Source organism: Streptomyces sp. NPDC101225, assembly GCF_044767585.1.
GTDB lineage: Bacteria > Actinomycetota > Actinomycetes > Streptomycetales > Streptomycetaceae > Streptomyces.
On the sequence record NZ_JBIWOE010000004.1, the window covers coordinates 259,447 to 284,184 of the forward strand.

General features: G+C 71.5%; 20 protein-coding genes. 14 read left to right on the forward strand and 6 right to left on the reverse strand.

What is annotated here, in order from left to right:
* Window positions 1-127 precede the first annotated feature (127 nt).
* Window positions 128-475: an SsgA family sporulation/cell division regulator gene (locus ACIRPX_RS08015; protein ID WP_404189879.1), complete on the forward strand. Its 348-nt coding sequence runs from the start codon at window positions 128-130 to the stop codon at window positions 473-475.
* 10 nt (window positions 476-485) lie between these two features.
* Here the strand turns inward: ACIRPX_RS08015 and ACIRPX_RS08020 are convergent, their stop codons facing one another.
* The 3 genes from ACIRPX_RS08020 to ACIRPX_RS08030 form a co-directional block, all read right to left on the reverse strand.
* Window positions 486-2,162: a penicillin-binding transpeptidase domain-containing protein gene (locus ACIRPX_RS08020; protein WP_404189882.1), complete on the reverse strand. Its 1,677-nt coding sequence runs from the start codon at window positions 2,160-2,162 to the stop codon at window positions 486-488.
* 99 nt (window positions 2,163-2,261) lie between these two features.
* The gene (locus tag ACIRPX_RS08025) at window positions 2,262-3,890 is read right to left on the reverse strand and encodes a penicillin-binding transpeptidase domain-containing protein (RefSeq protein ID WP_404189884.1); all 1,629 of its coding nucleotides are present in this window, start codon (window positions 3,888-3,890) and stop codon (window positions 2,262-2,264) included.
* 157 nt (window positions 3,891-4,047) lie between these two features.
* Window positions 4,048-5,790, reverse strand: a complete 1,743-nt coding sequence (locus tag ACIRPX_RS08030; protein ID WP_404189887.1) for a dolichyl-phosphate-mannose--protein mannosyltransferase — start codon at window positions 5,788-5,790, stop codon at window positions 4,048-4,050.
* Between the two features lie 134 nt (window positions 5,791-5,924).
* On the opposite strand from ACIRPX_RS08030, the gene rsmI reads away from it, so the two are divergent.
* The 10 genes from rsmI (at window position 5,925) to ACIRPX_RS08080 (ending at window position 18,606) form a co-directional block, all read left to right on the forward strand.
* The gene (gene rsmI / locus ACIRPX_RS08035) at window positions 5,925-6,785 is read left to right on the forward strand and encodes a 16S rRNA (cytidine(1402)-2'-O)-methyltransferase (RefSeq protein WP_404189889.1); all 861 of its coding nucleotides are present in this window, start codon (window positions 5,925-5,927) and stop codon (window positions 6,783-6,785) included.
* A gap of 234 nt (window positions 6,786-7,019) precedes the next feature.
* Entirely contained in the window at window positions 7,020-7,484 is a 465-nt protein-coding gene (locus ACIRPX_RS08040) for a hypothetical protein (protein ID WP_404189891.1), read from the forward strand.
* A gap of 47 nt (window positions 7,485-7,531) precedes the next feature.
* On the forward strand, window positions 7,532-8,425 hold the full coding sequence (locus ACIRPX_RS08045) for a TatD family hydrolase (RefSeq protein ID WP_404189894.1): 894 nt from the start codon (window positions 7,532-7,534) through the stop codon (window positions 8,423-8,425).
* A 164-nt stretch (window positions 8,426-8,589) separates the two neighbouring features.
* A complete protein-coding gene (locus ACIRPX_RS08050) occupies window positions 8,590-10,002 on the forward strand; it encodes a ubiquitin-like domain-containing protein (protein ID WP_404189897.1) in 1,413 nt (470 codons plus the stop codon).
* Between the two features lie 35 nt (window positions 10,003-10,037).
* Window positions 10,038-10,949, forward strand: coding sequence for a 16S rRNA (adenine(1518)-N(6)/adenine(1519)-N(6))-dimethyltransferase RsmA (rsmA, locus tag ACIRPX_RS08055; RefSeq protein ID WP_404189900.1), 912 nt, complete (start codon window positions 10,038-10,040; stop codon window positions 10,947-10,949).
* Window positions 10,946-11,845 carry a 4-(cytidine 5'-diphospho)-2-C-methyl-D-erythritol kinase gene (locus tag ACIRPX_RS08060; RefSeq protein ID WP_404189903.1) on the forward strand — a complete coding sequence of 300 codons (900 nt, stop codon included), beginning with the start codon at window positions 10,946-10,948 and terminating at the stop codon, window positions 11,843-11,845. Before rsmA ends, ACIRPX_RS08060 begins: the two co-directional genes overlap by 4 nt.
* A gap of 83 nt (window positions 11,846-11,928) precedes the next feature.
* Window positions 11,929-13,734 carry an ABC-F family ATP-binding cassette domain-containing protein gene (locus ACIRPX_RS08065; protein ID WP_404189906.1) on the forward strand — a complete coding sequence of 602 codons (1,806 nt, stop codon included), beginning with the start codon at window positions 11,929-11,931 and terminating at the stop codon, window positions 13,732-13,734.
* Between the two features lie 192 nt (window positions 13,735-13,926).
* Complete coding sequence (locus ACIRPX_RS08070; RefSeq protein WP_404189909.1) at window positions 13,927-15,711, forward strand: PQQ-binding-like beta-propeller repeat protein; 1,785 nt, start codon at window positions 13,927-13,929, stop codon at window positions 15,709-15,711.
* 52 nt (window positions 15,712-15,763) lie between these two features.
* A complete protein-coding gene (locus ACIRPX_RS08075) occupies window positions 15,764-17,626 on the forward strand; it encodes a PQQ-binding-like beta-propeller repeat protein (RefSeq protein WP_404189912.1) in 1,863 nt (620 codons plus the stop codon).
* 266 nt (window positions 17,627-17,892) lie between these two features.
* Window positions 17,893-18,606: a LuxR C-terminal-related transcriptional regulator gene (locus ACIRPX_RS08080; protein WP_404189915.1), complete on the forward strand. Its 714-nt coding sequence runs from the start codon at window positions 17,893-17,895 to the stop codon at window positions 18,604-18,606.
* A gap of 33 nt (window positions 18,607-18,639) precedes the next feature.
* On the opposite strand, the gene ACIRPX_RS08085 is transcribed toward ACIRPX_RS08080, so the two are convergent.
* Both ACIRPX_RS08085 and ACIRPX_RS08090 read right to left on the reverse strand, forming a co-directional pair.
* Entirely contained in the window at window positions 18,640-18,993 is a 354-nt protein-coding gene (locus ACIRPX_RS08085; protein ID WP_404189918.1) for a hypothetical protein, read from the reverse strand.
* A 29-nt stretch (window positions 18,994-19,022) separates the two neighbouring features.
* Window positions 19,023-20,714 carry a sodium:solute symporter family protein gene (locus ACIRPX_RS08090; protein ID WP_404189921.1) on the reverse strand — a complete coding sequence of 564 codons (1,692 nt, stop codon included), beginning with the start codon at window positions 20,712-20,714 and terminating at the stop codon, window positions 19,023-19,025.
* A 177-nt stretch (window positions 20,715-20,891) separates the two neighbouring features.
* On the opposite strand from ACIRPX_RS08090, the gene galT reads away from it, so the two are divergent.
* From galT to galK, 3 genes are read left to right on the forward strand one after another with little or no spacing between them, the layout of a single operon-like run.
* On the forward strand, window positions 20,892-21,971 hold the full coding sequence (gene galT / locus ACIRPX_RS08095) for a galactose-1-phosphate uridylyltransferase (protein WP_404189923.1): 1,080 nt from the start codon (window positions 20,892-20,894) through the stop codon (window positions 21,969-21,971).
* Window positions 21,971-22,939 (forward strand): UDP-glucose 4-epimerase GalE, encoded by a 969-nt coding sequence (gene galE, locus ACIRPX_RS08100; protein WP_404189926.1) that lies wholly within the window; start codon window positions 21,971-21,973, stop codon window positions 22,937-22,939. Before galT ends, galE begins: the two co-directional genes overlap by 1 nt.
* Entirely contained in the window at window positions 22,939-24,093 is a 1,155-nt protein-coding gene (gene galK, locus ACIRPX_RS08105; RefSeq protein WP_404189929.1) for a galactokinase, read from the forward strand. The genes galE and galK overlap by 1 nt, the downstream gene beginning before the upstream one ends.
* Here the strand turns inward: galK and ACIRPX_RS08110 are convergent.
* A complete protein-coding gene (locus ACIRPX_RS08110; RefSeq protein ID WP_404189931.1) occupies window positions 24,086-24,529 on the reverse strand; it encodes a GNAT family N-acetyltransferase in 444 nt (147 codons plus the stop codon). The two genes, galK and ACIRPX_RS08110, sit on opposite strands and share 8 nt — an antisense overlap.
* Between the last annotated feature and the right edge of the window lie 209 nt (window positions 24,530-24,738).

Here is a 24,738-nt window from a genome sequence, read left to right on the forward strand (position 1 = left end):
CGTGCATGGTGTGCGTGTGCGTGTGAGATGCACCGCCGCCAGGGAGCGTGATCGGGAAAATATGGGACATTGGGAAGGGGTGGACGGACAGCTTCCATACAGGTCACGCAGCGTGAGAGGGCTCACGATGTCTGTAGTCGAACAGTACGCACGCGCCCACATCGTCACGGACGCGGTCATACCGGATGACCAGTCCGTCCCCGTCGTCCTGCGCTACGACCCGGAAGCGGACCCCCGCTCGGTACGGGTCGGCCTGCCCGGGACACACGAGTGGACGTTCTCGCGCTCGCTGCTGGAGCAGGGCCTGCGCGCCCCGGCCGGCGCCGGGGACGTCCGCGTCTGGCCGTGCGGACGGGTGCAGGCGGTGGTCGAACTCCACTCGCCGCAGGGCGTGTCGGTGGTGCAGTTCGAGAGCAAGGCCCTGCTGCGGTTCCTGCGCCGCACCTACATGGCCGCGGCGCCGGTCACCCGCTGACGGCCGCTGGTCAGCCGCCCATCCGCAGCAGCGCCGCCACGATCGGCCCCGCCGTGTCGCCGCCGTGGCCGCCCGCCTGGACGACGCCCGACGCCGCGAGGTCGCCGCAGTAGGCGGTGAACCAGCCGTTCGGCTTCTCCTGGCCGTCGACCTCGGCCGACCCCGTCTTGGCGCCGCAGCCCGACCCCAGGCCCGCCATCGCCTTGGCCGCCGTGCCGTACCGGGCCGTGTAGGACATGACGTCCTTCAGCTCGGCCTGCGTCGTCGACGACATCGTGCGCGCGGCCTTCGCCAGCGTGCGGTTGTCCACCGACGGGGAGACCAGGTACGGCTGGTGGAAGCTGCCGGCGGCCACCGTCGACGAGACCGACGCCATGTTCAGCGGGTTCATCCGCACCCCGCCCTGGCCGATCAGCGAGGCGCCCATCTGCGCGCCGCTCTGCACCGGGACCGAGCCGTCGAAGCTGGGGACGCCGATGGCCCAGTTGTTCAGGCCGAGGCCGTAGACCTGCTGGGCCTCCCGGGTGAGGTCGCTGTTGGACAGCTTCGGCGAGAAGTCGATGAAGGCGTTGTTGCAGGAGGCCCCGAAGGACAGCTTGAACGTGCCCTTCTTGATCTCCGACCCGGCGTCGTTGTGGAACGTCCAGCCCGCGAGCTTGTACGTCTTGGGGCAGGGGTGCGAGTCGTTCGGGTGGACGAGGTCCTTCTCGAAGAGCATCGTCGACGTCACGACCTTCATCGTGGAGCCGGGGGCGAGCGACCCCTGGAAGGCGACGTTGAAGCCGTGGCTGTTGTTCGCCACGGCCAGGATCTCGCCCGTCGAGGGGCGCATGACGACGACGGACGACCTCGGCTTGCCGGCGACCTGCTGTTCGGCCGCCGCCTCGAGCGTCGGGCTCAGCGTGGTTTTGACCTTGCCGGGCGTGCCCTCGCTCAGCGCCAGCAGCGTCTTGTCGGAGAGCTTGGCCTTGCCGGACTCCTTGCCGCGCACCACGCGCAGTTCGACCCCCGCCTTGCCGCCGGCGATCTTGCCGTACTTCTCGCGCAGTCCGTCCAGCACCGGGCCCAATGAGGGGTACTTGGCCGTCGTCAGCTCGCCGCCGTCACGGTCGTAGGCCTTGACCGGCGGGGTGCCCGACTCCCCGGTGACCAGGGTGTCCCCGTCCTTGAGGTCGGGGTGGACGACCGCGGAGTGCCAGTCGACCTGCGGCTTGCCGGTCGCCTTGTTCCGCACCACCGTCAGTGAACTCCGGTACGCCAGCGGCTTGCTGGTGCCCTTGTAGGAGACCGTGCCCTTGACCGAGAAGGGGACCTTGTCGCCGGTGCGGGTGCCCTCGGTGAGGGTGACACCGGTGATGTGGGCGTCCTTGGTGTAGCCGGTCAGCAGGGCGGTGGCCGCGTTCACGTCGCTCGTGACGGCCGCCGCCTGCGGCACCTTGCCCTGCTGCCAGGCCGTGAGGAATCCGTGAGCGGCCGTGTCGACCTCGGCCGCGGACAGCGGTCCGGTCTTGACGTGCTTGTGGTCGGCGGACGCGGACGTCGAGCCCGTCCCGTCGTCCGCCGCCGCACCGCCGCCGTAGAGGGCATAGGCGCCGAAGCCGGCGCCGACGACCACCACGGCGATCATCCCGCCGACCACGGCGGGTTTGGTCTTCCGTCGCTCGACGACGCGCCGTCTGTTGCCCACTGCCTTCGATCCTCCGCGAATTTCCCCAGGGTCCCCGTTGCCCTCGTCCACCCGTCCAACGACGGCAACAGCCTAGAGTCCCGTCCTGTACGGGTGACGTCAGCCGCCACTCCGTAGCACAGCTGCGACAATCGGGCCCGCCGCGTCGATGCCGTGACCGCCGTCCTGGGTCATGGCCGCGGCCGCGACGTCGCCCCGGTAACCCGTGAACCAGCTGTTGGACTTCGACTGCCCGTCGACCTCGGCGGAACCGGTCTTCGCGCCGATGCTGCCGCTCAGGCCCGCCATCACGCCGGCCGCGGTGCCGCTGGTCGCGGTGCGGTTCATCATGGCGCGCAGCTGGGCCACCGTCCCCGCGGACAGGCCCCGGGCGGTGGCGATCGCCCGGCCGTCGAGCTTCGGCGGGACCAGGACCGGCTGGCGGAAGCGGCCCGTCATCGCGGTCGCCGTGACCGACGCCATGTTCAGCGGGCTCATCTGGACCTGGCCCTGGCCGATCATGTTGGCCGCCGTGTCGGGGCCGCCGGAGGCCGGGACCGAGCCGTCGAAGGACGGAATGCCGGTCTTCCAGTTGTCCCGGCCCAGGCCGAAGCGGTTCTCGGCCTCCTGGGTGAGGGAGTCCACCTTGACCTCGTCCGCGTACTTCACGAAGGCCGTGTTGCAGGAGCGGGCGAAGCTGTCGGCGAGGGTGGCCTTCTCGTTCGGGGCCATGTTCTTGAGGTTGTGGAAGGTCTGGCTCTGCCACACGGCCTCGTTCGGGCACGGCGCCGGGCCGTTCATGCTGGTGATGCCGTTGTCGATGAGCGTGGCCGCGCTGAGGATCTTCATCGTGGAGCCGGGCGCGAGCTTGCCCAGGAAGGCCGCGTTGAAGCCGTCGTCACGGTGGTTGGCGACGGCCAGCACCTCGCCGGTGCTCGGCTTGACGGCCACCACGGACGACTCGGCGTACTTCTGCACCGCCTGCTCGGCCGCCGCCTGGGCGCTCGCGCTGAGCGTGGTGCGCAGCTTGCCCGGCCTGCCCGCGGCCAGCGTCAGCAGCGTGGTGTCGGCCGAGTCCGCGGCGTCGTGCCGGACGGCGAGCTCGACGCCGGGGGTGCCGCCCGCGTCGTCGCCGTACTTGGCGCGCAGTTCGTCGAGGATCGGGCCGAGCGAGGGGTACTCGTCCTTGGTCAGGACGGCGCCGCCGCGGTCCACCGCCTCGATCTCGGGGCTCGCCGACTCACCCGTGACCAGGGAGTCGCCCTTCTGGAGCCGGGGATGGACGACGGACGGCTGCCAGTCGACCAGGGCCCGCCCGGTGGTCCGCCCGCGCACCACCGTGAGCTCGCTGCCGTACGACAGGGGCTTGGACCTCCCGTCGTACGACACCGTTGCCCTGACCGTGAAAGGCACGGTCGCGCCCTGTGCGGTGCCGGGCGTGATCTTCACGCCCTTGATGTGCGCGTCCCGGCCGTAGGCGGTCAGCAGCGGTTCGGCCGCCGCGCCGTTGTTCGTGTACGTCGCCGCCTCGGCGGCCCGCCCCTTCTCCCAGGCGGCGAAGAACTTCCTGGACGTCTCCTTGACCTCGCCGCCGCTCGGCGGCCCGGTCTTCACGGACGTCCCGCTCGCCCCCGGCCCCGCGGAGTCGCCGTTCAGCGCGGAGACGATGTTGTAGGCGCCGTAACCGGCGCCTCCCACCATCACGGCGAAGACACTGCCGATGACCGCGGCTTTTACCCCCTTGCCCATGAAAGGGCCCCCTCCCCGTTCCCCAGTGATGTGCGGGATTCTTTCTGAACATGTTCAAGAAGAGTCCCGCACCGGGCACCCTACGCGGTGGAGGTGGCGCATGGGGCAGGTGTTCCCCGATCGTTAGCGCCTTCCCGCAAAGCCGTCGGTGCCCCCGCTAGACCCACGTGTCCAGCCACATGCGCGAGCGCCACTGGTCGATCGGGATCGCCGTGCCCGTGTAGATCGGCCAGAAGTAGATGAAGTTCCAGGCGATCAGCAGGACCAGGACGCCCGCGCCCGTCGCCCCCGCCACGCGGCGGGTGTCGCCGGAGCCGGGCGGGCCGATGATCGCGCCGAGGAGCATCGCCACCGCGAGGCACAGGAACGGGACGAAGACGACGGCGTAGAAGAAGAAGATCGTCCGCTCCTGGTAGTGGAACCAGGGCAGGTAGCCGGCCGCGATGCCGCAGGCGATCGCGCCCGCGCGCCAGTCACGGCGGAAGAACCAGCGCCACAGGACGTACAGCACCGCGAAGCAGGCCACCCACCACAGCAGCGGCGTGCCGATCGCCAGGACCTCGCGGGCGCACTTGTCGCCCGCGTCCGCCGGGCAGCCGTCCGTGCCGGGCGAGGGGGACTCGTAGAAGTACGAGACGGGGCGGCCGTCGATGAGCCAGCTCCACGGGTTGGACATGTACGTGTGCGGCGAGGAGAGGCCGACGTGGAACTTGTAGACCTCGTGCTCGTAGTGCCACAGGCTGCGCCACCAGTCCGGGAAGAGCCAGGTCCACATGCCGCCCTTGCCGTCGGTGGCGGCCCAGTTGCGGAAGTAGCCGCCGGAGCCGTCCGTGGGCGAGAGGATCCAGCCGATCCAGGACAGCAGGTAGGTGGCGATCGCGACCGGCACCATGGCCAGCGTCGTGAGGCCCGTGTCCCGCATGAGGACCGTGCTGTACGGGTGCCGCGCGCCGGCCACCCTGCGCGAGCCGACGTCCCACAGGACCGCCATCACGCAGAACGCGACCAGGATGTACAGCCCGTTCCACTTGGTGCCGATGGCGAGGCCGAGCAGCAGGCCGGCCGCCCAGCGCCAGGGGCGCAGGCCGAAGCGGGTCGTCCGCGCCGTGTGCGCGTCCGGGCGGACCCGGCCGTCCGCGTCGGCCGGCAGCGCGGCGGCGAGTTTCTCCCGGGTCCGGTCGCGGTCGATGACCAGGCAGCCGAACGCGGCCAGCACGAAGAACATCAGCACGCCGTCGAGCAGCGAGGTGCGGGCCATGACGAAGGCCAGCCCGTCGACCGCCATCAGCGCGCCCGCCACGCAGCCGAGGAAGGTCGAGCGGAAGATGCGGCGCCCGATGCGGCACAGCATCAGCACCGACAGCGTGCCGAGCAGCGCGGTCATGAACCGCCAGCCGAACGGGTCGAAGCCGAAGATCAGCTCGCCGAGTCCGATGACGTACTTGCCGACCGGCGGATGCACGACGTACGCCGCGTCGGTCGGGATCTTCACGTGCCCGTGCGTCTGGAGGATCAGGTCGTTGGCGTTCTTGTCCCAGTTGACCTCGAAGCCGCGGTGGACGAGCGCCCAGGAGTCCTTGGCGTAGTACGTCTCGTCGAATATCACCGCCTTCGGGCTGCCCAGGTGCCAGAACCGCATCACGCCCGCCATCAGCGTGACCAGCAGCGGCCCGCCCCAGCCCGACCAGCGCGTGATCCGCTCGGCGAGCGCCGGCGGCACCCCCAGGACCTGCCACAGCCGCGGGCTCGCCTCGACGTACGGCGGCACCAGACGCTCCCGTACGTCGCTTCTGGGCCCCGCCGTGTATCCGAAACGGCGCAGCCGCTGCTGCCACGACGGCCGCTGGTCTTGACGGGCCTGGCCTTGCCGGGTGTCCGGGGAGGACGCGGTACTGGTCACCGCGCCATCGTAGGGAACCGTGCTGTGTGAGTCCCGTGCATGGGCGGTAACGGGCCCGTACGCGTCCGGTTCGTGAAGGTCCGCGCGGGGGGCCGCGGGCGTCCGCCCCGCCCGCGCCCTGGGAGGATGGGGGCGTGACTGGAACCCTTGTCCTGGCAGGCACCCCCATCGGCGACGTCGCGGACGCCCCGCCCCGGCTGGCCGAGGAGCTGGCCGGGGCCGACGTGGTCGCGGCCGAGGACACCCGGCGGCTGAAGCGGCTGACGCAGGCCCTGGGGGTCGTGCCCGGGGGGCGGATCGTGTCGTACTTCGAGGGCAACGAGTCGGCCCGTACGCCCGAGCTGGTCGAGGAGCTGGTGAACGGCGCGCGCGTGCTGCTCGTCACCGACGCCGGGATGCCCTCGGTCTCCGACCCCGGCTACCGGCTGGTCGCCGCCGCCGTCGAGAAGGACGTCCGGGTCACCGCCGTCCCCGGCCCGTCCGCCGTGCTCACCGCGCTCGCCCTGTCCGGGCTGCCCGTCGACCGGTTCTGCTTCGAGGGCTTCCTGCCGCGCAAGGCCGGGGAGCGGCTGACCCGGCTGCGGGAGGCCGCCGGGGAGCGGCGCACCCTCGTCTACTTCGAGGCTCCGCACCGGCTCGACGACACCCTCGCCGCCATGGCCGAGGTGTTCGGCGCCGAGCGGCGGGCCGCCGTCTGCCGTGAGCTGACCAAGACGTACGAGGAGGTCAGACGGGGCGGTCTGGCCGAACTGGCGGCGTGGGCGGCCGAAGGCGTGCGCGGCGAGATCACCGTGGTCGTGGAGGGGGCGCCCGAGAAGGGACCGGAGGAGCTCGACGCCGCCGAGCTGGTGCGCCGGGTACGGGTGCGCGAGGAGGCCGGCGAGCGGCGCAAGGAGGCGATCGCGGCCGTCGCCACCGAGGCCGGGCTGCCCAAGCGGGTGGTGTTCGACGCGGTTGTGGCTGCGAAGAACGCGGCTGCCGGGAGTGGTGCGTGAGGTGGCGCGCAGGGCCCCTGAGCGGGGCGCACCTCGCTTGAGCGCGCGCCCCGCGGGCAGGCAAAGGACTATCGTGTAATGCAAAGCGCAGGCTTCGTGACCGAGGCCGGTATGGCAAGGAAAGTCCAAATCGGCTCCAACAGTCGACAGGTCTGATGCATTCGCGCCGGTAGAAGCGTCCACTGGTCGAAGGGACGCACCCGTCCCTGTGTCCAGCGGACAAGAGGAGCTGGCATGAGTGAGATGGCAGGGCCGTTCGGCCGCCGCGGTACGGCGACCGCAGTCGTGCACGAGTCGTATTCCTTCGCCTGCATGCGCTGTGGGCACGGCTGGGAGCAGTCGTACGAGATAGAACACCACACCGACACGGACGGCCACGAGTTCGTGATGTACGTGACCGGTGGCCAGGTCGTCCCCTCTCCGCTGTCCAAGCCGACCTGCCAGAACTGCGACGGTCACGCCGTACGCATCATGCGGCCGGGACGGGTCTCGGCGGCGCGCGACGCGGAGCAGCGGCAGTACCACCGCACGCCGCCGCAGACCGGCCCGGTCAAGATGCCGAAGACGGCCGAGACGCCGGAGCAGGCCGAGACGCCGCAGACGGAGGCCGGGCCCGCGCAGGCGCCCGAGGCCGAGCCGCAGCACCACCACTGGCACCTGTCCGATCTCCTGCACCCCTTCCAGCGCAAGGCGGGCTGACCGCTCCCGGCGCCGGGGCGGGCATGCCCCTTTCGTAGGATCGGGGCATGCCTTCGAACAGCTCCGGCCCCCGTGAGAAGAACGCGGCACCGCCCCTCCCGGACCCCCTCCGGGTGGCCGTCGCCGACTCCCACACCCACCTGGACATGCAGTCCGGCACCGTGGAGGAAGCGCTCGCGAAGGCCGCCTCGGTGGGCGTGACGACGGTCGTGCAGGTCGGCTGCGACGTGCGGGGCTCGCGGTGGGCCGCCGAGACGGCGGCCGCGCACGACGCCGTCCACGCGACCGTGGCCCTGCACCCGAACGAGGCGCCCCGCATCGTCCACGGCGAACCCGAGGGAGGCTGGTCCCGGCAGGGTGCGCGTGAGCCGGGTGGGACGGCGGCACTGGACGAGGCACTCGCCGAGATCGCGCGGCTGGCCGCGCTCCCGCAGGTCAAGGGCGTCGGCGAGACCGGCCTGGACCACTTCCGCACCGGGCCCGAGGGCAAGGAGGCGCAGGAGGCCTCCTTCCGCGCCCACATCGAGATCGCCAAGCGGCACGGCAAGGCCCTGGTCATCCACGACCGCGACGCCCACGCCGACGTGCTGCGCATCCTCAAGGAGGAGGGCGCGCCGGAGCGGACGGTGTTCCACTGCTACTCCGGCGACGCCGAGATGGCGGAGATCTGCGCCCGCGCCGGATACTTCATGTCCTTCGCCGGCAACGTCACCTTCAAGAACGCCCAGAACCTGCGGGACGCGCTGGCGGTGGCGCCGCTGGAGCTGGTCCTGGTGGAGACCGACGCGCCCTTCCTGACACCGGCCCCGTACCGCGGACGGCCCAACGCCCCGTATCTCATTCCGGTCACGGTGCGCGCCATGGCGGCCGTGCGCGGCATCGGCGAGGACGCGCTGGCGGCAGCCCTGGCGGCGAACACGGCCCGCGCCTTCGGCTACTGAGGGTGGATGGTTCATAACCTTCCGATCACACCGACGGCCGTGATTCCGGGCCCCGCCGTCACCCTGTGCGGTTGCGCCGCTTTGGAGAGTGACACCGGCTCCGCTAGGTTCTGGTGGCCCGATCCGGACCCCTCTGGACCCCTCGGCCCCTGGAGCGTGTCGGCGTGAGCAAGTCGCAGTACGAGACGTACGAGGCGTACGGGACGTTCGAGGCGCACGGGCCCGGCCCGGCGTACCGGCCGCCGCAGTACGCCGGATTCGACGTGCACAGCGCGCAGACGCTGGCCTACGGGATGCCCGGCGCGTACGGCGACACCGACCGGCCCGCCCACGAGGCGCCCGGATCCGCCCAGGCGCCCGCGGCGGCGCTTCCGCAGCAGCCGGGCAGCCGGGCGGGCGAGGACGCGCCCGGGACCGGCGGCACGCGGGCCGCGACGGGTCGCCGGGGTGCGCGCCGGCGCAGGCCGCGCTCCGGCGAGCGCGCGGACGGCACGGTGCGCCGGCTGCTGCCCCAGGCGCTGGTCGTCGCCTTCCTGGCGGGCGGCACCGCGGCGTTCGTCGCCAAGGACAAGGCGGTCGAGCTGACCGTCGACGGCAAGCCGCGCACCCTGCACACCTTCGCGGACGACGTCACCGAGCTGCTCGCGCAGGAGAGCGTCGCGCTGGGAGCGCACGACGTGGTCGAGCCCGCCCCCGGGACCAGGCTCGCCAGCGGCGACGAGGTCTCCGTGCACTACGGCCGGCCCCTACGGCTCACCCTCGACGGCCACCGGCACGAGGTGTGGACGACGGCCCACACGGTGCAGGAGGCGCTGCGGGAGTTCGGGGTGCGGGCCGAGGGCGCCTACCTGTCCACCTCGCGCTCCCTGCCCATCGGGCGGCACGGGCTCTCCCTCGACGTGCGCACCGAACGCACCGTGACGGTCATGGCCGACGGCCGTGCCCGCACGATCCGCACCAACGCGGCGACCGTGGGGGAGGCCGTCGAGGAGGCCGGGATCACCCTGCACGGCCAGGACACCACCTCCGTCCCCGGGGACAGCTTCCCGCGGGACGGGCAGACCGTCACCGTGCTGCGCATCAGGGGCAGCAAGGAGGTCCGCGAGGAGGCGATCCCGTACAAGGTGCAGCGGGTGGAGGACTCCTCGCTGTTTCGCGGCACGGAGGTCGTCGAGCGGGCCGGGCGGCCGGGCCTGCGGCGGGTCACGTACGCCCTGCGCACCGTCAACGGCGTGCGGCAGAAGCCCCGCCGGACCGACGCGCAGGTGGTGCGTGAGCCGCGGTCCGAGGTCGTGAAGGTGGGCACCAGGCCGCTGCCGACGTCCGTGCACGGCACCGACGGCCTGAACTGGCACGCGCTCGCGGCCTGCGAGTCCGGCGGGCGGACGAACGCCGTGGACCCCTCGGGCACCTACGGCGGGCTCTACCAGCTCGACTCCCCGACCTGGCGCGGCCTCGGCGGCAGCGGGCGGCCGCAGGACGCCTCCGAGCAGGAGCAGACGCTGCGCGCCAAGAAGCTGTACGTGCGCCGCGGGGCGAACCCCTGGCCGCACTGCGGGGCGCGGCTGCACGGGTGAGCGGCGCCCCGGCGCCGCCCCGTACCCTTGTCGCCGTGAGCACCAGCCCCGCCCCCGACGCCCTCCTGGGCCCCGCAGACGTCCGTGAACTCGCGGCGGCCCTCGGCGTCCGGCCGACCAAGCAGCGCGGCCAGAACTTCGTGATCGACGCCAACACGGTCCGGCGGATCGTGCGCACCGCGGATGTCGGGCCGGACGACGTGGTGGTGGAGGTCGGGCCGGGGCTCGGCTCCCTCACGCTCGCGCTGCTGGAGGCCGCCGACCGCGTCACCGCCGTCGAGATCGACGACGTGCTGGCCGGGGCGCTGCCCGCCACCGTCGCGGCCCGGATGCCGGAGCGGGCGGAGCGGTTCGCGCTGGTCCACTCCGACGCGATGCGGGTGACCGAGCTGCCCGGGCCCGCCCCGACCGCGCTGGTGGCGAACCTCCCGTACAACGTCGCCGTGCCCGTCCTGCTGCACATGCTCGAAACCTTCCCGAGCATCGAGCGCACCCTGGTCATGGTCCAGTCCGAGGTCGCCGACCGGCTCGCCGCGGCGCCCGGTTCGAAGGTGTACGGCGTCCCGTCCGTGAAGGCCGGCTGGTACGCCGAGGTCAAGCGGGCCGGCGCCATCGGGCGCACCGTCTTCTGGCCCGCGCCGAATGTGGACAGCGGCCTGGTCTCGCTCGTCCGCAGGGCCGAACCGGTCAAGACGACCGCGTCGCGGCGCGAGGTGTTCGCCGTCGTCGACGCCGCGTTCGCGCAGCGGCGCAAGACGCTGCGGGCCGCGCTCGCCGGCTGGGCCGGCTCGGCCGCGGCGGCGGAGGCGGCACTGGTCGCCGCCGGGGTGTCGCCGCAGGCTCGCGGAGAGGCCCTGACCGTCGAGGAGTTCGCCCGCATCGCCGAGGCTGCGTCATCGCGGGGGACGGCCCCCGAACCCCCGAAGAAGGAGTCCGGTCAGCAGTGAGCGTCACCGTCCGCGTCCCCGCGAAGGTCAACGTCCAGCTCGCGGTGGGCGCCGCCCGCTCCGACGGCTTCCACGACCTGGCCAACATCTTCCTCGCCGTCGGCCTCTACGACGAGGTCACCGTGACCCCCGCCGACGGGCTGCGCGTCACCTGCGAGGGACCCGACGCCGCCCAGGTGCCCCTGGACACCACCAACCTGGCGGCCCGCGCGGCTCTCGCGCTCGCCGAGCGGCGCGGCATCGAGCCCGACGTCCACCTGCACATCGCCAAGGACATCCCGGTCGCGGGCGGCATGGCCGGCGGCAGCGCGGACGGCGCGGGCGCGCTGCTGGCCTGCGACACGCTCTGGCGGACGGGCGCGTCCCGGGCCGAACTCCTCTCCATCTGCGCCGAGTTGGGCAGCGATGTGCCGTTCGGTCTGGTCGGCGGGGCGGCGCTGGGCACCGGGCGCGGCGAGAAGCTGCGCGCGCTCGAGGTCGGCGGCACCTTCCACTGGGTCTTCGCGATGGCCGGCCGCGGACTGTCCACCCCGGCCGTCTTCAGGGAGTTCGACCGGCTGGGGGAGGGAGCCCGCATCCCCGAGCCCGTCGCCTCCCAGGAGATCGCCGAGGCGCTCGCCAAGGGCGACGCGGACGCGCTCGCCGCGGCCGTCTCCAACGACCTGCAGCCCGCCGCCCTCTCCCTCTTCCCCGAGCTCGCCGACACCCTCGCGGCCGGCCGCGACGCCGGTGCGCTGGCCGCGCTGGTCTCGGGCTCCGGCCCGACCACGGCGTTCCTCGCCCGGGACAGGGAGGCGGCGGCGAAGGTGGCGCAGGCGCTGACCACGTCCGGCACCTGCCGGACGGTGCGTACGGCGGCGGGGCCGGCGCCGGGCGCGACCGTGCTGGGCGGCTGACGGCGGCGACCGGCCGCGCGTGCGGGACGGCGCCCCGTGCCGACTACCCTGGAAGGTCGATCGACCCCCGGGGCAGGAGAGAAATGGCCGTCAATCTGGTCAATGTCGAGAACGTCAGCAAGGTGTACGGCACGCGTGCCCTCCTCGACGGCGTCTCCCTCGGCGTCTCCGAAGGCGACCGGATCGGGGTCGTGGGGCGCAACGGAGACGGCAAGACGACCCTCATCCGGATGCTGGCCAAGCTGGAGGAGGCCGACACCGGGCGGGTCACCCACTCCGGCGGGCTGCGCGCGGGCGTCCTCACGCAGCACGACTCCCTCGACCCGCGGGCCACCGTCCGCCACGAGGTCATCCGGGACCTGGCCGACCACGAGTGGGCGGGCAACGCCAAGATCCGCGACGTGCTCACCGGCCTGTTCGGCGGCCTCGACCTGCCCGGCTTCCCGCAGGGCCTGGACACCGTCATCGGACCGCTGTCCGGCGGCGAGCGCCGCCGCATCGCCCTCGCCAAGCTGCTGATCGAGGAGCAGGACCTGCTCGTCCTCGACGAGCCCACCAACCACCTCGACGTCGAGGGCATCGCCTGGCTCGCCCGGCACCTGCGCGAGCGGCGCTCGGCCCTGGTGTGCGTCACCCACGACCGGTGGTTCCTGGACCAGGTGTGCACGCGCATGTGGGACGTGCAGCGCGGCGCCGTCTACGAGTACGAGGGCGGCTACTCCGACTACGTCTTCGCCCGCGCCGAGCGCGAGCGCATCGCCGCCACCGAGGAGACCAAGCGGCGCAACCTGGTGCGCAAGGAGCTCGCCTGGCTGCGGCGCGGCGCCCCCGCCCGTACGTCCAAGCCGCGCTTCCGGGTCGAGGCGGCCAACGAGCTGATCAAGGACGTACCGCCGCCCCGCGACAGCAGCGAGCTGATGCGGTTCGCCTCCTCGCGGCTCGGCAAGACCGTCTTCGACCTCGAGGACGTCACCGTCCAGGCGGGCCCCAAGGTGCTGCTCAAGCACGTCACCTGGCAGCTCGGGCCCGGCGACCGGATCGGCCTGGTCGGGGTCAACGGCGCCGGCAAGACCTCCCTGCTGCGGGCGATGGCGGAGGCCGCGCGCACCGAGGGCGAGGCGCAGCCCGCGGGCGGCCGGATCGCCGTCGGCAGGACGGTCAAGCTCGCCTACCTCTCCCAGGAGGTCGCCGAGCTCAGCCCGCAGCTGCGGGTCCTGGAGGCCGTCCAGCAGGTGCGCGAGCGCGTCGACCTCGGCAAGGGCCGGGAGATGACCGCCGGTCAGCTGTGCGAGACGTTCGGCTTCGACAAGGAGAAGCAGTGGACGCCCGTCGGGGACCTCTCCGGCGGTGAGCGGCGCAGGCTCCAGCTGCTGCGGCTGCTGATGGACGAGCCCAACGTCCTCTTCCTCGACGAGCCGACCAACGACCTCGACATCGAGACGCTGACCCAGCTCGAGGACGTCCTCGACGGCTGGCCCGGCTCGATGATCGTCATCTCCCACGACCGGTTCTTCGTCGAGCGCACCACCGACCGGGTGTTCGCGCTGCTCGGCGACGCCACCCTGCGGATGCTGCCGCGCGGCATCGACGAGTACCTGGAGCGGCGCCGGCGGATGGAGGAGGCGGTGGCCGCGGCCACCGCGCCGGCCGCGGAGAAGGCCGCCCCCGAGAGGAGCGCGGCCGGCCAGCGTGCCGCCAAGAAGGAGCTGCAGAAGATCGAGCGGCAGCTCGACAAGGTCTCCGAGCGGGAGGCGAAGCTGCACGCGCAGATCGCCGAGAACGCCACGGACTTCGCGAAGGTGGCCGAACTGGACGCGGAGCTGCGGGGGTTGACCGGCGAGCGGGAGGAACTGGAGCTGCGCTGGCTGGAACTGGCCGAGGACGCGTGAAGGGTGCGTGAAGGCGCATAACAGCGGCGTCACAGGCCGGTCCTCCCTTGGGAACAGGGGGTGGGACGGCCCGGTGCGGTGTCGGTTCCGAGTGATAGAAAGGGCCGTCTGAGAACTTTCTGAGTACGACTCTGGGTCATCGCGTACCTCAGGGCGTGGCTAAAAATCAGTGAACGAGGGGGAGACGCGCTGATGACTCAGCCGCCCAACCAGCCGCCGCAACCGCCGCAGCCGCAGGGCGGTTTCGGAGCTCCGCAGACCCCACCGCCGCCGCAGGGTCCGCCCCAGACGCCGCCGCCCCCGCAGTCCCCGCCGCCCGGTGCCCCCCAGCCCGGCTACGGCTACCCCCAGGCGCCTCAGGCGCCGCAGCAGCTGGGCCCGTACGGACAGCCCGCGGGCCCGTACGCCCAGCCCGGCCCCTACGGCTCGCCGGCCGGTCCCTACGGCTCGCCCCAGCAGCCCGGTCCGTACGGCCGGCAGCCCGGTTACGGCTATCCGCAGCCGCAGTTCCCGGGCGGGCCCGGCACCCCGCCGCCCGGCTCCGGCTCCAAGAACCCGTTCAAGGGCCGGCCCGGCCTCGCCGTCGGTGCGGCCGTCGCCGCGCTGGCCGTCATCGGCGGCACCGTCTTCGCCGTGACCAGCGGCGGCGGGGACGACGACAAGAAGCCGGTCGCCCACAAGAGCGACGACCCGAAGCCCACCGCCGGCGCCCCGGTCAACCCCGGTGACGGCAGCGGCGACGGCGGTTCGGACTCCGAGGACCTCAACTCCGGCCGCCGGCCCGGAGAGGCGAAGGTGCTCTGGTACAAGACGGCTCCGGACGCGCCCGGTTCGGGCGCCGACGCCCCCGGCATGTGGATCACCGACAAGGCGGCGGTGAAGGCGGCGTACAAGGAGCTCGTCGCCTACAACGTCGGCAACGGCAACCCCACATGGGACCCGATCACCTTCCCGCAGAAGATCTGCGCGGTCACCCCGCAGCAGTCGTCCGACGACAAGATCGTGGTGGCCTACGAGAGCGGCACCAGCGACCGCGCGAAGTGCAACCAGCTCCAGCAGGTCGACCTGAACACCGGCGCGAAGGGCTGGAAGACCCAGCTCACCGACGGCGCGCTGTTCGACACCACCATCACCGTCTCGCTGTCCGTCACCGGCAGGACGCTGATGGTGGGCCGCTCGCAGTCCGGTGTCGCCTACGACATCGACTCCGGCAAGAAGCTCTTCGACAAGCAGAAGTACGGCGACGCCTGCTTCCCGACCGCCTTCGCGGGCGGCAGCAAGCTGATCGCCGTGTCCTCCTGCGACGCCACCGGGTCGAAGGAGCACGACGAGATGCAGGAGCTCGACCCGAGGACCGGCAAGGCCACCTGGACACGGAAGTTCGACAAGGGCTGGACGGTCGCGCGGACGTACTCCGTCGACCCGCTGGTGGTCTACAGCACCAACCAGGACAAGAAGGCGTGGAACATCTCCACCTTCAACTCCGACGGCACCTTCAAGTCGCAGGTCGGCTTCGACGAGAAGTTCGCCCCCGAGTGCGGCTGGGCGATCCTCCAGCGTGATCTCCAGGGCTGCAAGGGCGTCGCCTCCGACGCGACCACCCTCTACCTGCCGACCGACGCGACCACCGGCGCGAACGAGATCGTCGCGATCAACCTCGCCACCGGCAAGGAGAAGTGGCGGGTGAAGTCCCCGGCGGACGCATCGATGCTGCCGGTCAAGACCGAGGGCGGCAAGCTCATCGCCTACGTGGAGCCCTCGTACGACGCGGGTGGCCAGATCGTGTCGATCGCGACCACCGGTTCGGGCCACAAGCCGGTGAAGCTGCTGCAGAACCCTTCCGGCGCCGCGCGGGTCGAGAACGGCTTCTTCTCCAAGGACTTCGACTGGGTCGACGGGCGCTTCTACCTCTCGACCACCCGGCTGAACGGCAATGACGACACGAAGGAGAAGTTGATGCTCGCCTACGGCAAGTGACTCCTCCTCCGCCCGCAGCGTCCCCGCCGTCCCTCCCCGAGGTACCCACGTCATGACCCAGCCCCCGCCCCCGCCGCCCAACCAGCCTCCCCAGCAGGGTGGTTTCGGCCCGCCGCAGGACCCGCCGCCCTCCCTGGACAAGCCTCAGCAGCCGGCCCAGCAGCCGCCCACGCCGCCGCAGCAGCCCGGCTTCGGGGCCCCGCAGCAGCCGGGCTTCGGCGCCCCGCAGCCGCCCCAGGCCCCGCAGCCGCCCCCGCCGCCCGGTCAGCAGCCCGGCTACGGCTATCCGCAGGCGCCGCAGGGCCAGCAGCCGCCCCAGCCCCCGCAGACGCCGCCGGGCTACGGCTACCCCGGCCAGCAGCCCAACCCCTACGGCCAGAGCCCCAACCCCTATGGCCGGCAGCCCGGTTACGGCTACCCGCAGCCGACCGTGCCGCTCCAGCCGCAGGCCGGGCAGCCCGGCGGCCGCAAGGGGATCAACGCGCAACTGGCCATCATCGTCGCCGCGGTCGTCGCGATCGCGCTGATCGTGGGCGGCGGCGTCTGGTACGCGAAGTCCGGCAAGAGCGACGGCAAGAAGGACGACACCGCCGGCTCCAGCGGCGGCACCGGCGGCAAGGACGCCAAGGGCGGCACCGGCGGCGCGTCCGGCACGGGCGACGAGAAGGTGCCGTCCGACCCCGCCTCCCACGTCCTGTTCCAGGTCCCCGAGCCCAAGGTGGACGACAGCACCGTCGTCTCCGGCTCGTGGCTCACCGGCAAGGCGTACGTGAAGGCCGGCGTCGCCGAGATCAACGGCTACGACCCCGACAAGGGCACCAAGCTGTGGACGATCCCGCTGCCCGGCCCGGTGTGCGAGGCCAGCACGCACACCACGGCGGACGGCAAGACGGCCGTCGTCTACCAGCCCAAGATGCCCGCGAAGAACAGTTCGGCCGGGTGCAGCAAGGTCTCCGCGATCGACCTGGACGCCGGCAAGATGCTGTGGACCAAGACCGTCAACTCCGGTGACCGGCCCATCAGTCTGGACAACGTCACGGTCAGCGCGAACACCGTCGCGGCCGGCAGCACCAGCGGCGGCGCCGCCTGGGACATCACCTCCGGCAAGTCGCTGTGGGCGCCCAAGCCCACGGACAGCTGCTACGACGCCGGGTACGGCGGCGGCGCGAAGCTGGTGGCGGTGCGCAAGTGCGGTTCCTACGACCAGCGTCAGCTGCACATCCAGACCATCGACCCGAAGTCCGGGAAGGTGATCTCGGAGTACAAGATGACCTCGGGCATCGAGTACGCCTCCGTGGTGTCGACCGACCCGCTGGTGGTCGCCGCGGACGTGGGCGACACCGCGGGCGACGGCAGCGGCATCTCGGACTTCTTCTCCGTCGACAACAAGACCGGCAAGCTGATCACCCGGATCTCCGCGCCGGGCGACCAGTTCGCGGCCAAGTGCGACGGCATCACCAAGATCGAGGCGTGCACCGGCATCGCGGTGGGCAAGGACAGGCTGTACATCCCGACCGAGGAGCACGACGGCACCGGAGACTACAGCAAGACCAACGAGATCGTCGCCTTCGACCTGTCCACCGGCAAGCAGACCGGACAGCGCGCGGACGCCGGTGACGGTTACACGATCACGCCACTGCGCATGGACGGCGCCAACGTGATCGCCTACAAGCGCCCGCCGTACGACAAGGGCGGCCAGATCGTCAGCATCGACGGCGGCTCCTTCAAGGAGACCAAGCTGCTGGAGAACCCCTCGACGGAGCAGGTGCGGGACGCGGAGACGCGTATGTCACCGGAGTACTCCGAACTTCTCTACCGCCAGGGCCACCTGTACATGGCCGGGGTCTACGCGGACAAGCCGTCCGGCACGGGCGACAAGGAGTACCTGGCGATCGCCTTCGGCACCTCCGGCTGACGCCTCGCGCCACCCGGCCGCGACGGCCCCGTCCCTGCTCAGGGGCGGGGCCGTGCGCGTACCGCGCATCGTCCTCGAATGCCAGAATTTCCGTCGATCCGGGGCACTTCTCTCCAGTAGGGGGAGCGCTTCGTCGAACAAGCGTGTAGCTTCCGGGGGCATGAAGAGCGGGGGAGCCGGGAGGGGGCTTCTCTCCGCGCGGACCGGTGGGAATCCACAGTGGCGCATTCCGTGGGGATCCATTGGGGGGACTGGGGGGTTGCTCGATGGGAGTGCGGCTCATGGTGGTCGACGACCACCGACTGCTCGCCGAGGCGCTGGCCTCGGCGCTGAAGCTACGGGGGCACCGGGTACTGGCCGCGGCCGCGCCCGCAGCGGGGGCGGCGGAGCTGGTGATCACGCGCGCGCCGGAGGTGTGCCTGCTGGGTACGGCGACACCGGCCGAGCCGGGCATCTTCGACCCGGTGGTGAAGATCAAACGGGAGCGGCCGCAGGTGGCGGTGCTGGTACTGGGCCCGGTACCGAGCCCGCGCGGCATCGCGGCCGCCTTCGCCTCGGGCGCCTCGGGCTACGTACGCCACGACGAGCGCATAGAGGGGGTCGAACGGGCCATCATGAAGGCGCGGGCGGGGGAGGCGGCCGTGGCTCCGCAGCTGCTGCAGGGGGCCTTCAGCGAACTCCTCAACCCCGCGGCGCAGCCCGACGACGAGGGCCAGCGCCTGCTCCAGATGCTCACCCCGCGTGAGGTGGAGGTCCTGGTCCGGGTCGCCGACGGCGAGGACACCCGGCTGATCGCGGCCGGCATGGGCATCGCCCCCTCCACCGCCCGCACCCATGTCCAGCGCGTGCTGATGAAGCTGGGCGTCGGCTCCCGTCTGGAGGCGGCGGCCCTGGCGGCCCGGACGGGCCTGCTGGACAGAGCCGGCCCGGTGCCGCACTCGCCGCCGGCGGAGCCGGAACCGGGGCCGCACGCGTCGTAGCGCCGCGGCACCGGTCTCCGGCCCCGGTGGCCGTCACTTCACCGGCGCGGCCGGCTCGTCGTCCGGTCCCGGCGCGATGTCGGGCGTCGGGGGCGGCGTCGGCCGCAGCTTCAGCCAGACGAGGAAGAAGACGCCGAGGACCAGCATGGCGATGCCGGTCCACAGGTTGATGTTGACGCCCTGGGCCTTGTCGATGGCGGCCTGGTCGTCGGTGATGCCGGTGATGGTGACGATGACCCCGTACAGCACGAACAGGCCGCCGATGATGCGGCGGAGGTCGAAGATGCGGGCCGCGGTCGCGGACTTCTCCTGCAGTTCGCCGACCTCGCGCTGGACGTCCTTGTCGGAGTAGCCGGAGGATCCGGGGTTTCCGGACTGATCGGTCATGGTGGTTCGCACTCCTCAGTCGGATGCCGTCAGATCGAGAACGGGATGTAGCAGGCGGCGGCGATGACGATCGCACCCCAGCCCAGCAGGGCCGGCTTGCGGTACCAGGCGTCGTCGCCCTCGGCGGGCGCCTCGTCCATGCCGGGGGAGCGGGTGCCGTAGACCAGGCCCTGGAGCTCCTCGGCCGGCTTCGGCGCGGTGAACAGGGAGACGGCGAACATCACGACCGCGCCGGCGACGAAGCCGACGATCGCGGAGACGAAGTTGGCGCCCTGGTCGGTGGGGATGTCGATGATGCCCTGCTTGTAGATCACGAAGTAGTTCACCATCGCGGCCACCGTGCCGGCCAGCAGACCCCAGAAGCCGGACTTCACCGACGCGCGCTTCCAGAACATGCCGACGATGAAGACCACGAACATCGGCACGTTGAAGAAGGAGAACAGCGTCTGGAGGTAGCTCATGATGTTCGAGAACGACGACGCCAGGAAGGCCGTGCCGACCGAGGCGCAGACGCCGATCACCGTGATCAGGCGGCCGAAGCGGACGTAGTACCCGTCCTCGCGGCCCTTGACGATGTAGCGGCCCCAGATGTCGTTGGTGAACACCGTGTTGAAGGACGACACGTTGGCGGCCATGCCCGCCATGAACGCGGCCAGCAGACCGGTCACGGCGATGCCGAGGACGCCGTTGGGCAGCAGTTCCTGCATCAGGTAGGGGATGGCGTCGTTGTACTGGTAGCCGGAGCCGGAGGTGCCGAACTTGGGCACGAGCGCGGCGGCGACCAGGCCCGGGATCATCACCAGGAAGACGATGAAGATCTTCGGGTACGCGGCGATCAGCGGCGTGCGCCGGCCGGCGGAGAGGTTCTTCGCGGACAGGGCGCGCTGGACCTCGGCGAAGTTGGTGGTCCAGTAGCCGAAGGACAGCACGAAGCCCAGGCCGAGCACGATCGTCAGCCAGTTGGCGCCGAGCGGGTTGGTGCTGCCGATGCCGGTGCCGCCCCAGGCGGTGGTGAAGTTCGCCCCGTGCGCGGTGGTGAGCTTGTCGGTCAGACCGCCCCAGCCGCCGACCTTCTTCAGGCCCAGCACCACGATCGGGATGAGCGCCGCGAGGATCACGAAGAACTGCAGGACCTCGTTGTAGATCGCGGAGGAGAGGCCGCCGAGCGTGATGTACGCCAGCACGAACGCGCCGGCGACCACGATCGCCACCCACTGCGGCCAGCCCAGCAGGGCCTCGACCACGATGGCGAGGGCGTACAGGTTCACACCGGCGATCAGGATCGCGGCGAAGGCGAACAGGATCGAACTCAGCAGGTGTGCCCACTTGTCGAAGCGCAGCAGCAGCATCTCGGGGACCGAGCGCACCTTGCTTCCGTAGTAGAAGGGCATCATGACCAGGCCCAGGAAGACCATGGCCGGGATGGCGCCGATCCAGTACCAGTGCACGGTGTAGGCGCCGTACTGCGCGCTGTTCGCGGCCATGCCCAGGATCTCGGTCGCGGCCAGGTTGGCCGAGATGAAGGCGAGACCAGTGATCCACGCGGGCAGGGAGCGCCCCGAGAGGAAGAAGTCGAGGCTCGTCCGCACGGACCGGCGGGCCGCGAAGCCGATGCCCAGGACCACGGCGAAGTAGATGCCGAGGATCGTGTAGTCGAGCCCGTTGGTGGGGAGTCGTAGCTCGGCGGCCAGCTGCACGGCTGGATTTGTGGGGGTTTGCATAAAGACTCGCTTCGTTGCGTGAACTGATCCAGGGCGGAACCTACGCCCCTGTGTTCAGAAATTGAACACTTCTGTTGATGCTCTTTGTTGGATTGTGATGTTGACTGGTGGGGGTGCCCGTGTTCCAATGTGTTCGCTTATGTTTGATGAGTGGGTGGCTCGGATAGGGAGTCCGCAGTGAAGAAGACCTCGACCCGCCTGGCCGACGGTCGCGAGTTGATCTACTACGACCTGCGCGACGACCAGGTGCGCGAGGCGGTGGACCGGCGCCCGCTGGAGCGGACCGTGACCACCTCCGAGATCCGCCGCGACCCCCTGCTCGGCGACTCGGTCGCCGTGGCCTCGCACCGGCAGGGCCGCACGTACCATCCGCCGGCCGACGAGTGCCCCCTGTGCCCGTCCCGGAACGGCAGGCTCAGCGAGATCCCGGACTCCTCCTACGACGTGGTGGTCTTCGAGAACCGCTTCCCCTCCCTGGCCGGCGACTCGGGCCGCTGCGAGGTGGTCTGCTTCACCTCCGACCACGACGCCTCCTTCGCCGACCTGACCGAGGAGCAGGCGGCCCTGGTGCTGGAGGCGTGGACGGACCGGACGTCCGAGCTGTCGCATCTCCCCTCCGTGGAGCAGGTGTTCTGTTTCGAGAACCGGGGCGCGGAGATCGGCGTGACGCTGGGTCATCCGCACGGCCAGATCTACGCGTACCCCTTCACCACGCCCCGCACCGCCCTGATGCTGCGTTCGCTCGCCGCGCACAAGGAGGCGACCGGCGGCGAGAACCTCTTCGACGCCGTCGTGGAGCGTGAGGGCGCCGGTGAGCGGGTCGTCCTGGAGGGTGAACACTGGGTGGCCTTCGTGCCGTACGCCGCGCACTGGCCGTACGAGGTGCACCTGTACCCCCGGCGCCGGGTGCCCGACCTGCTCGCGCTGGACGAGGCGGCGCGCACAGAGTTCCCCAAGGTCTATCTGGAACTCTTGAGGCGCTTCGACCGGATCTTCGACGGGCGGGACGGAAAGGAAGGGGGCGGTGAACCGCCCACGCCCTACATCTCGGCCTGGCACCAGGCCCCGTTCGGCGGGCTGGAGGAGTTCGACGGCGTCAACCGCGACGACTTCGCCCTCCACCTAGAGCTTTTCACCATCCGCCGAACCTCCGGCAAGCTGAAGTTCCTCGCGGGTTCCGAGTCCGGCATGAGTGTGTTCATCAACGACGTGCCGCCGGAGCGCGCGGCCGAGCGACTGCGAGAGGTAGCGAGTTGATGAGCGGTAAGTACCTGGTGACGGGCGGAGCGGGCTACGTCGGCGGTGTGGTCGCGCAGCATCTGCTGGAGGCGGGCCACGAGGTCGTCGTGCTCGACAACCTCTCCACGGGCTTCCGGGAGGGCGTCCCGGCCGGTGCCGCCTTCATCGAGGGGGACATCCGCGACGCCGCCAAGTGGCTGGACCCCTCCTTCGACGCGGTCCTGCACTTCGCCGCCTTCTCCCAGGTCGGCGAGTCGGTCGCGCAGCCCGAGAAGTACTGGGACAACAACGTCGCCGGCACCCTGGCGCTGCTCGGCGCGATGCGGGACGCGGGCGTGCGCACCCTCGTCTTCTCCTCCACGGCGGCCACCTACGGCGAGCCGGAGGAGGTCCCGATCACCGAGTCGGCGCCCACCGCGCCGACCAACCCCTACGGCGCCTCGAAGCTCGCCGTGGACCACATGATCACCGGCGAGGCGGCGGCCCACGGCCTGGGCGCGGTCTCGCTGCGCTACTTCAACGTGGCGGGCGCGTACGGCAGGCAGGGCGAGCGGCACGACCCCGAGTCGCACCTGATCCCGCTGGTGCTCCAGGTGGCCCAGGGCCGACGCGAGGCGATCTCCGTCTTCGGCGACGACTACCCGACCCCGGACGGCACCTGTGTGCGCGACTACATCCACGTCGCGGACCTCGCCGAGGCGCATCTGCTCGCGCTGCGGGCCGCCACCCCGGGCGAGCACCTCATCTGCAACCTGGGCAACGGCAACGGCTTCTCGGTCCGCGAGGTCGTCGAGACCGTCCGCCGGGTCACCGGCCACCCGATCCCGGAGGTCGTCGCACCGCGCCGGGGCGGCGACCCGGCGGTCCTGGTGGCGTCGGCCGCCACCGCCCGCGAGAGGCTGGGCTGGACCCCCTCCCGTGCGGATCTCGCCGAAATCGTCGCGGACGCGTGGGAGTTCGCGCAGAGCATCGCAAGGGAGCGCTAGTGGGGGCACAGCAGGTGCGGGACGGTTTCGAGGAGCTGTACGGGACTGCCCCCGAGGGCGTCTGGGCGGCACCGGGCCGGGTCAACCTCATCGGTGAGCACACCGACTACAACGACGGCTTCGTGATGCCCTTCGCGCTGCCGCACACCGCGGTCGCGGCCGTCTCGCGGCGCGAGGACGGCGTGCTGCGCCTGCACTCGGCGGATGTCGAGGGCGGGGTCGTCCGACTGCGCCTGGACGACCTCGCGCCGGGGAGCGACCGGAACTGGACGGCGTACCCGGCGGGTGTCGTCTGGGCCCTGCGCGAGGCCGGTCACCCGGTCACCGGCGCCGACGTCCACCTCGCCTCGACGGTCCCCTCCGGCGCGGGCCTGTCGTCCTCGGCGGCCCTGGAGGTCGTGATCGCGCTGGCGCTGGGCGACCTGTTCGGCCTGGAGCTGCCGCGCGGGCAGCTGGCCCGCCTGTGCCAGCGCGCCGAGAACGTCTACGTCGGCGCGCCCACCGGGATCATGGACCAGACGGCCTCCGCCTGCTGCGAGCAGGGCCACGCCCTCTTCCTCGACACCCGGGACCTGACGCAGCGGCAGATCCCGTTCGACCTGGCCGCCGAGGGCCTGCGGCTGCTGGTGGTGGACACCCGGGTCAAGCACGCGCACAGCGACGGCGAGTACGGCAGGCGCCGGGCGGGCTGCGAGCGGGGCGCGGCGCTGCTGGGCGTCGACGCGCTGCGGGACGTCCCCTACGACGGGCTGGACGCGGCGCTCGCGCGGCTGGGCGACGACGAGGAGGCGGTCCGCCTGGTCCGGCACATCGTCACCGAGGACCAGCGGGTGGAGAGGACCGTCGCCCTGCTCCAGGCGGGCGAGACCCGGGCGATCGGGCCGGTCCTGGTGGCCGGCCACGCCTCCCTGCGCGACGACTTCCGCATCTCCTGCCCGGAGCTGGACCTGGTCGTCGACACCGCCCTGGCCTCCGGCGCCCTCGGCGCCCGGATGACCGGCGGCGGCTTCGGCGGCTCGGCCGTCGTCCTGGCGGAGGTGCCCGACGTGGACACGATCACCAAGGCCGTCGAAGAGGCCTTCGCCGCGGCCGGGTTCAAGACCCCGCGGGTCTTCGAGGCGGTGCCGTCGGCGGGTGCGCGCAGGCTCAGCTGAGCCGCTTGGTCAGGGTGTACTCGGTGATCCCCGGCGGATAGTCGGGGATCACGCAGACCACGTCGTAGCCCTGTTTGCGGTAGAAGTCCGGCGCCTGGAAGTCCCAGGTCTCCAGCCGGGCCGAGGTGCAGCCCCGCTCCTTGAGGGCGCGCTGCTCCGCCTCCGCGAGCAGCCGCGCACCGAGCCCGGCGCCCCGGTGGCGCTCGTCCACCCACAGATAGGCCACGTGCAGCCACGTCGTCCAGGTGTGGCCGACGAGCCCGGCCGCGAGACCGCCGTCCTCGTCCAGCACCCAGAGGTGGAGCGGAACTTCGCGTTCACCTGGGGTTCCGCGCAGGGCGCGCAGGACGGGCGAGGCCGCCGTGTTCGTGTCCCGCAGCCTCCTTCGGAGGAGATCGCACCGGGTCTTGTCGACTTCTGTCTCCAGACGAAACATGTGGCTCACGATAAACGCGGCGGTCAGCCAGTTCTGTAAATTACCTTCCGCTCCTGGCCCCCGGCCGTACCCTGATGAACAGCACCGGTGGGGGCCGGTGCCGATCAGGGGGCGAGACAGTCGGGTACGACGCCCGAAGTGGGGGTAGCAGATTCCGCACGGCGGCGGCCGTGCGGTGTGCCGATCCGGTCCCAGGCGGTCGCAGACGG

Coding starts and splice junctions, on each gene's coding strand:
- ACIRPX_RS08015 (WP_404189879.1), top strand. CDS start 128: ATGTCTGTAGTCGAACAGTACGCACGCGCCCACATCGTCACGGACGCG.
- ACIRPX_RS08025 (WP_404189884.1), bottom strand. CDS start 3,890: ATGGGCAAGGGGGTAAAAGCCGCGGTCATCGGCAGTGTCTTCGCCGTG.
- ACIRPX_RS08040 (WP_404189891.1), top strand. CDS start 7,020: ATGAGTGAGATGGCAGGGCCGTTCGGCCGCCGCGGTACGGCGACCGCA.
- ACIRPX_RS08045 (WP_404189894.1), top strand. CDS start 7,532: ATGCCTTCGAACAGCTCCGGCCCCCGTGAGAAGAACGCGGCACCGCCC.
- ACIRPX_RS08065 (WP_404189906.1), top strand. CDS start 11,929: ATGGCCGTCAATCTGGTCAATGTCGAGAACGTCAGCAAGGTGTACGGC.
- ACIRPX_RS08070 (WP_404189909.1), top strand. CDS start 13,927: ATGACTCAGCCGCCCAACCAGCCGCCGCAACCGCCGCAGCCGCAGGGC.
- ACIRPX_RS08075 (WP_404189912.1), top strand. CDS start 15,764: ATGACCCAGCCCCCGCCCCCGCCGCCCAACCAGCCTCCCCAGCAGGGT.
- ACIRPX_RS08080 (WP_404189915.1), top strand. CDS start 17,893: ATGGGAGTGCGGCTCATGGTGGTCGACGACCACCGACTGCTCGCCGAG.
- ACIRPX_RS08085 (WP_404189918.1), bottom strand. CDS start 18,993: ATGACCGATCAGTCCGGAAACCCCGGATCCTCCGGCTACTCCGACAAG.
- ACIRPX_RS08090 (WP_404189921.1), bottom strand. CDS start 20,714: ATGCAAACCCCCACAAATCCAGCCGTGCAGCTGGCCGCCGAGCTACGA.
- galE (WP_404189926.1), top strand. CDS start 21,971: ATGAGCGGTAAGTACCTGGTGACGGGCGGAGCGGGCTACGTCGGCGGT.
- ACIRPX_RS08110 (WP_404189931.1), bottom strand. CDS start 24,529: ATGTTTCGTCTGGAGACAGAAGTCGACAAGACCCGGTGCGATCTCCTC.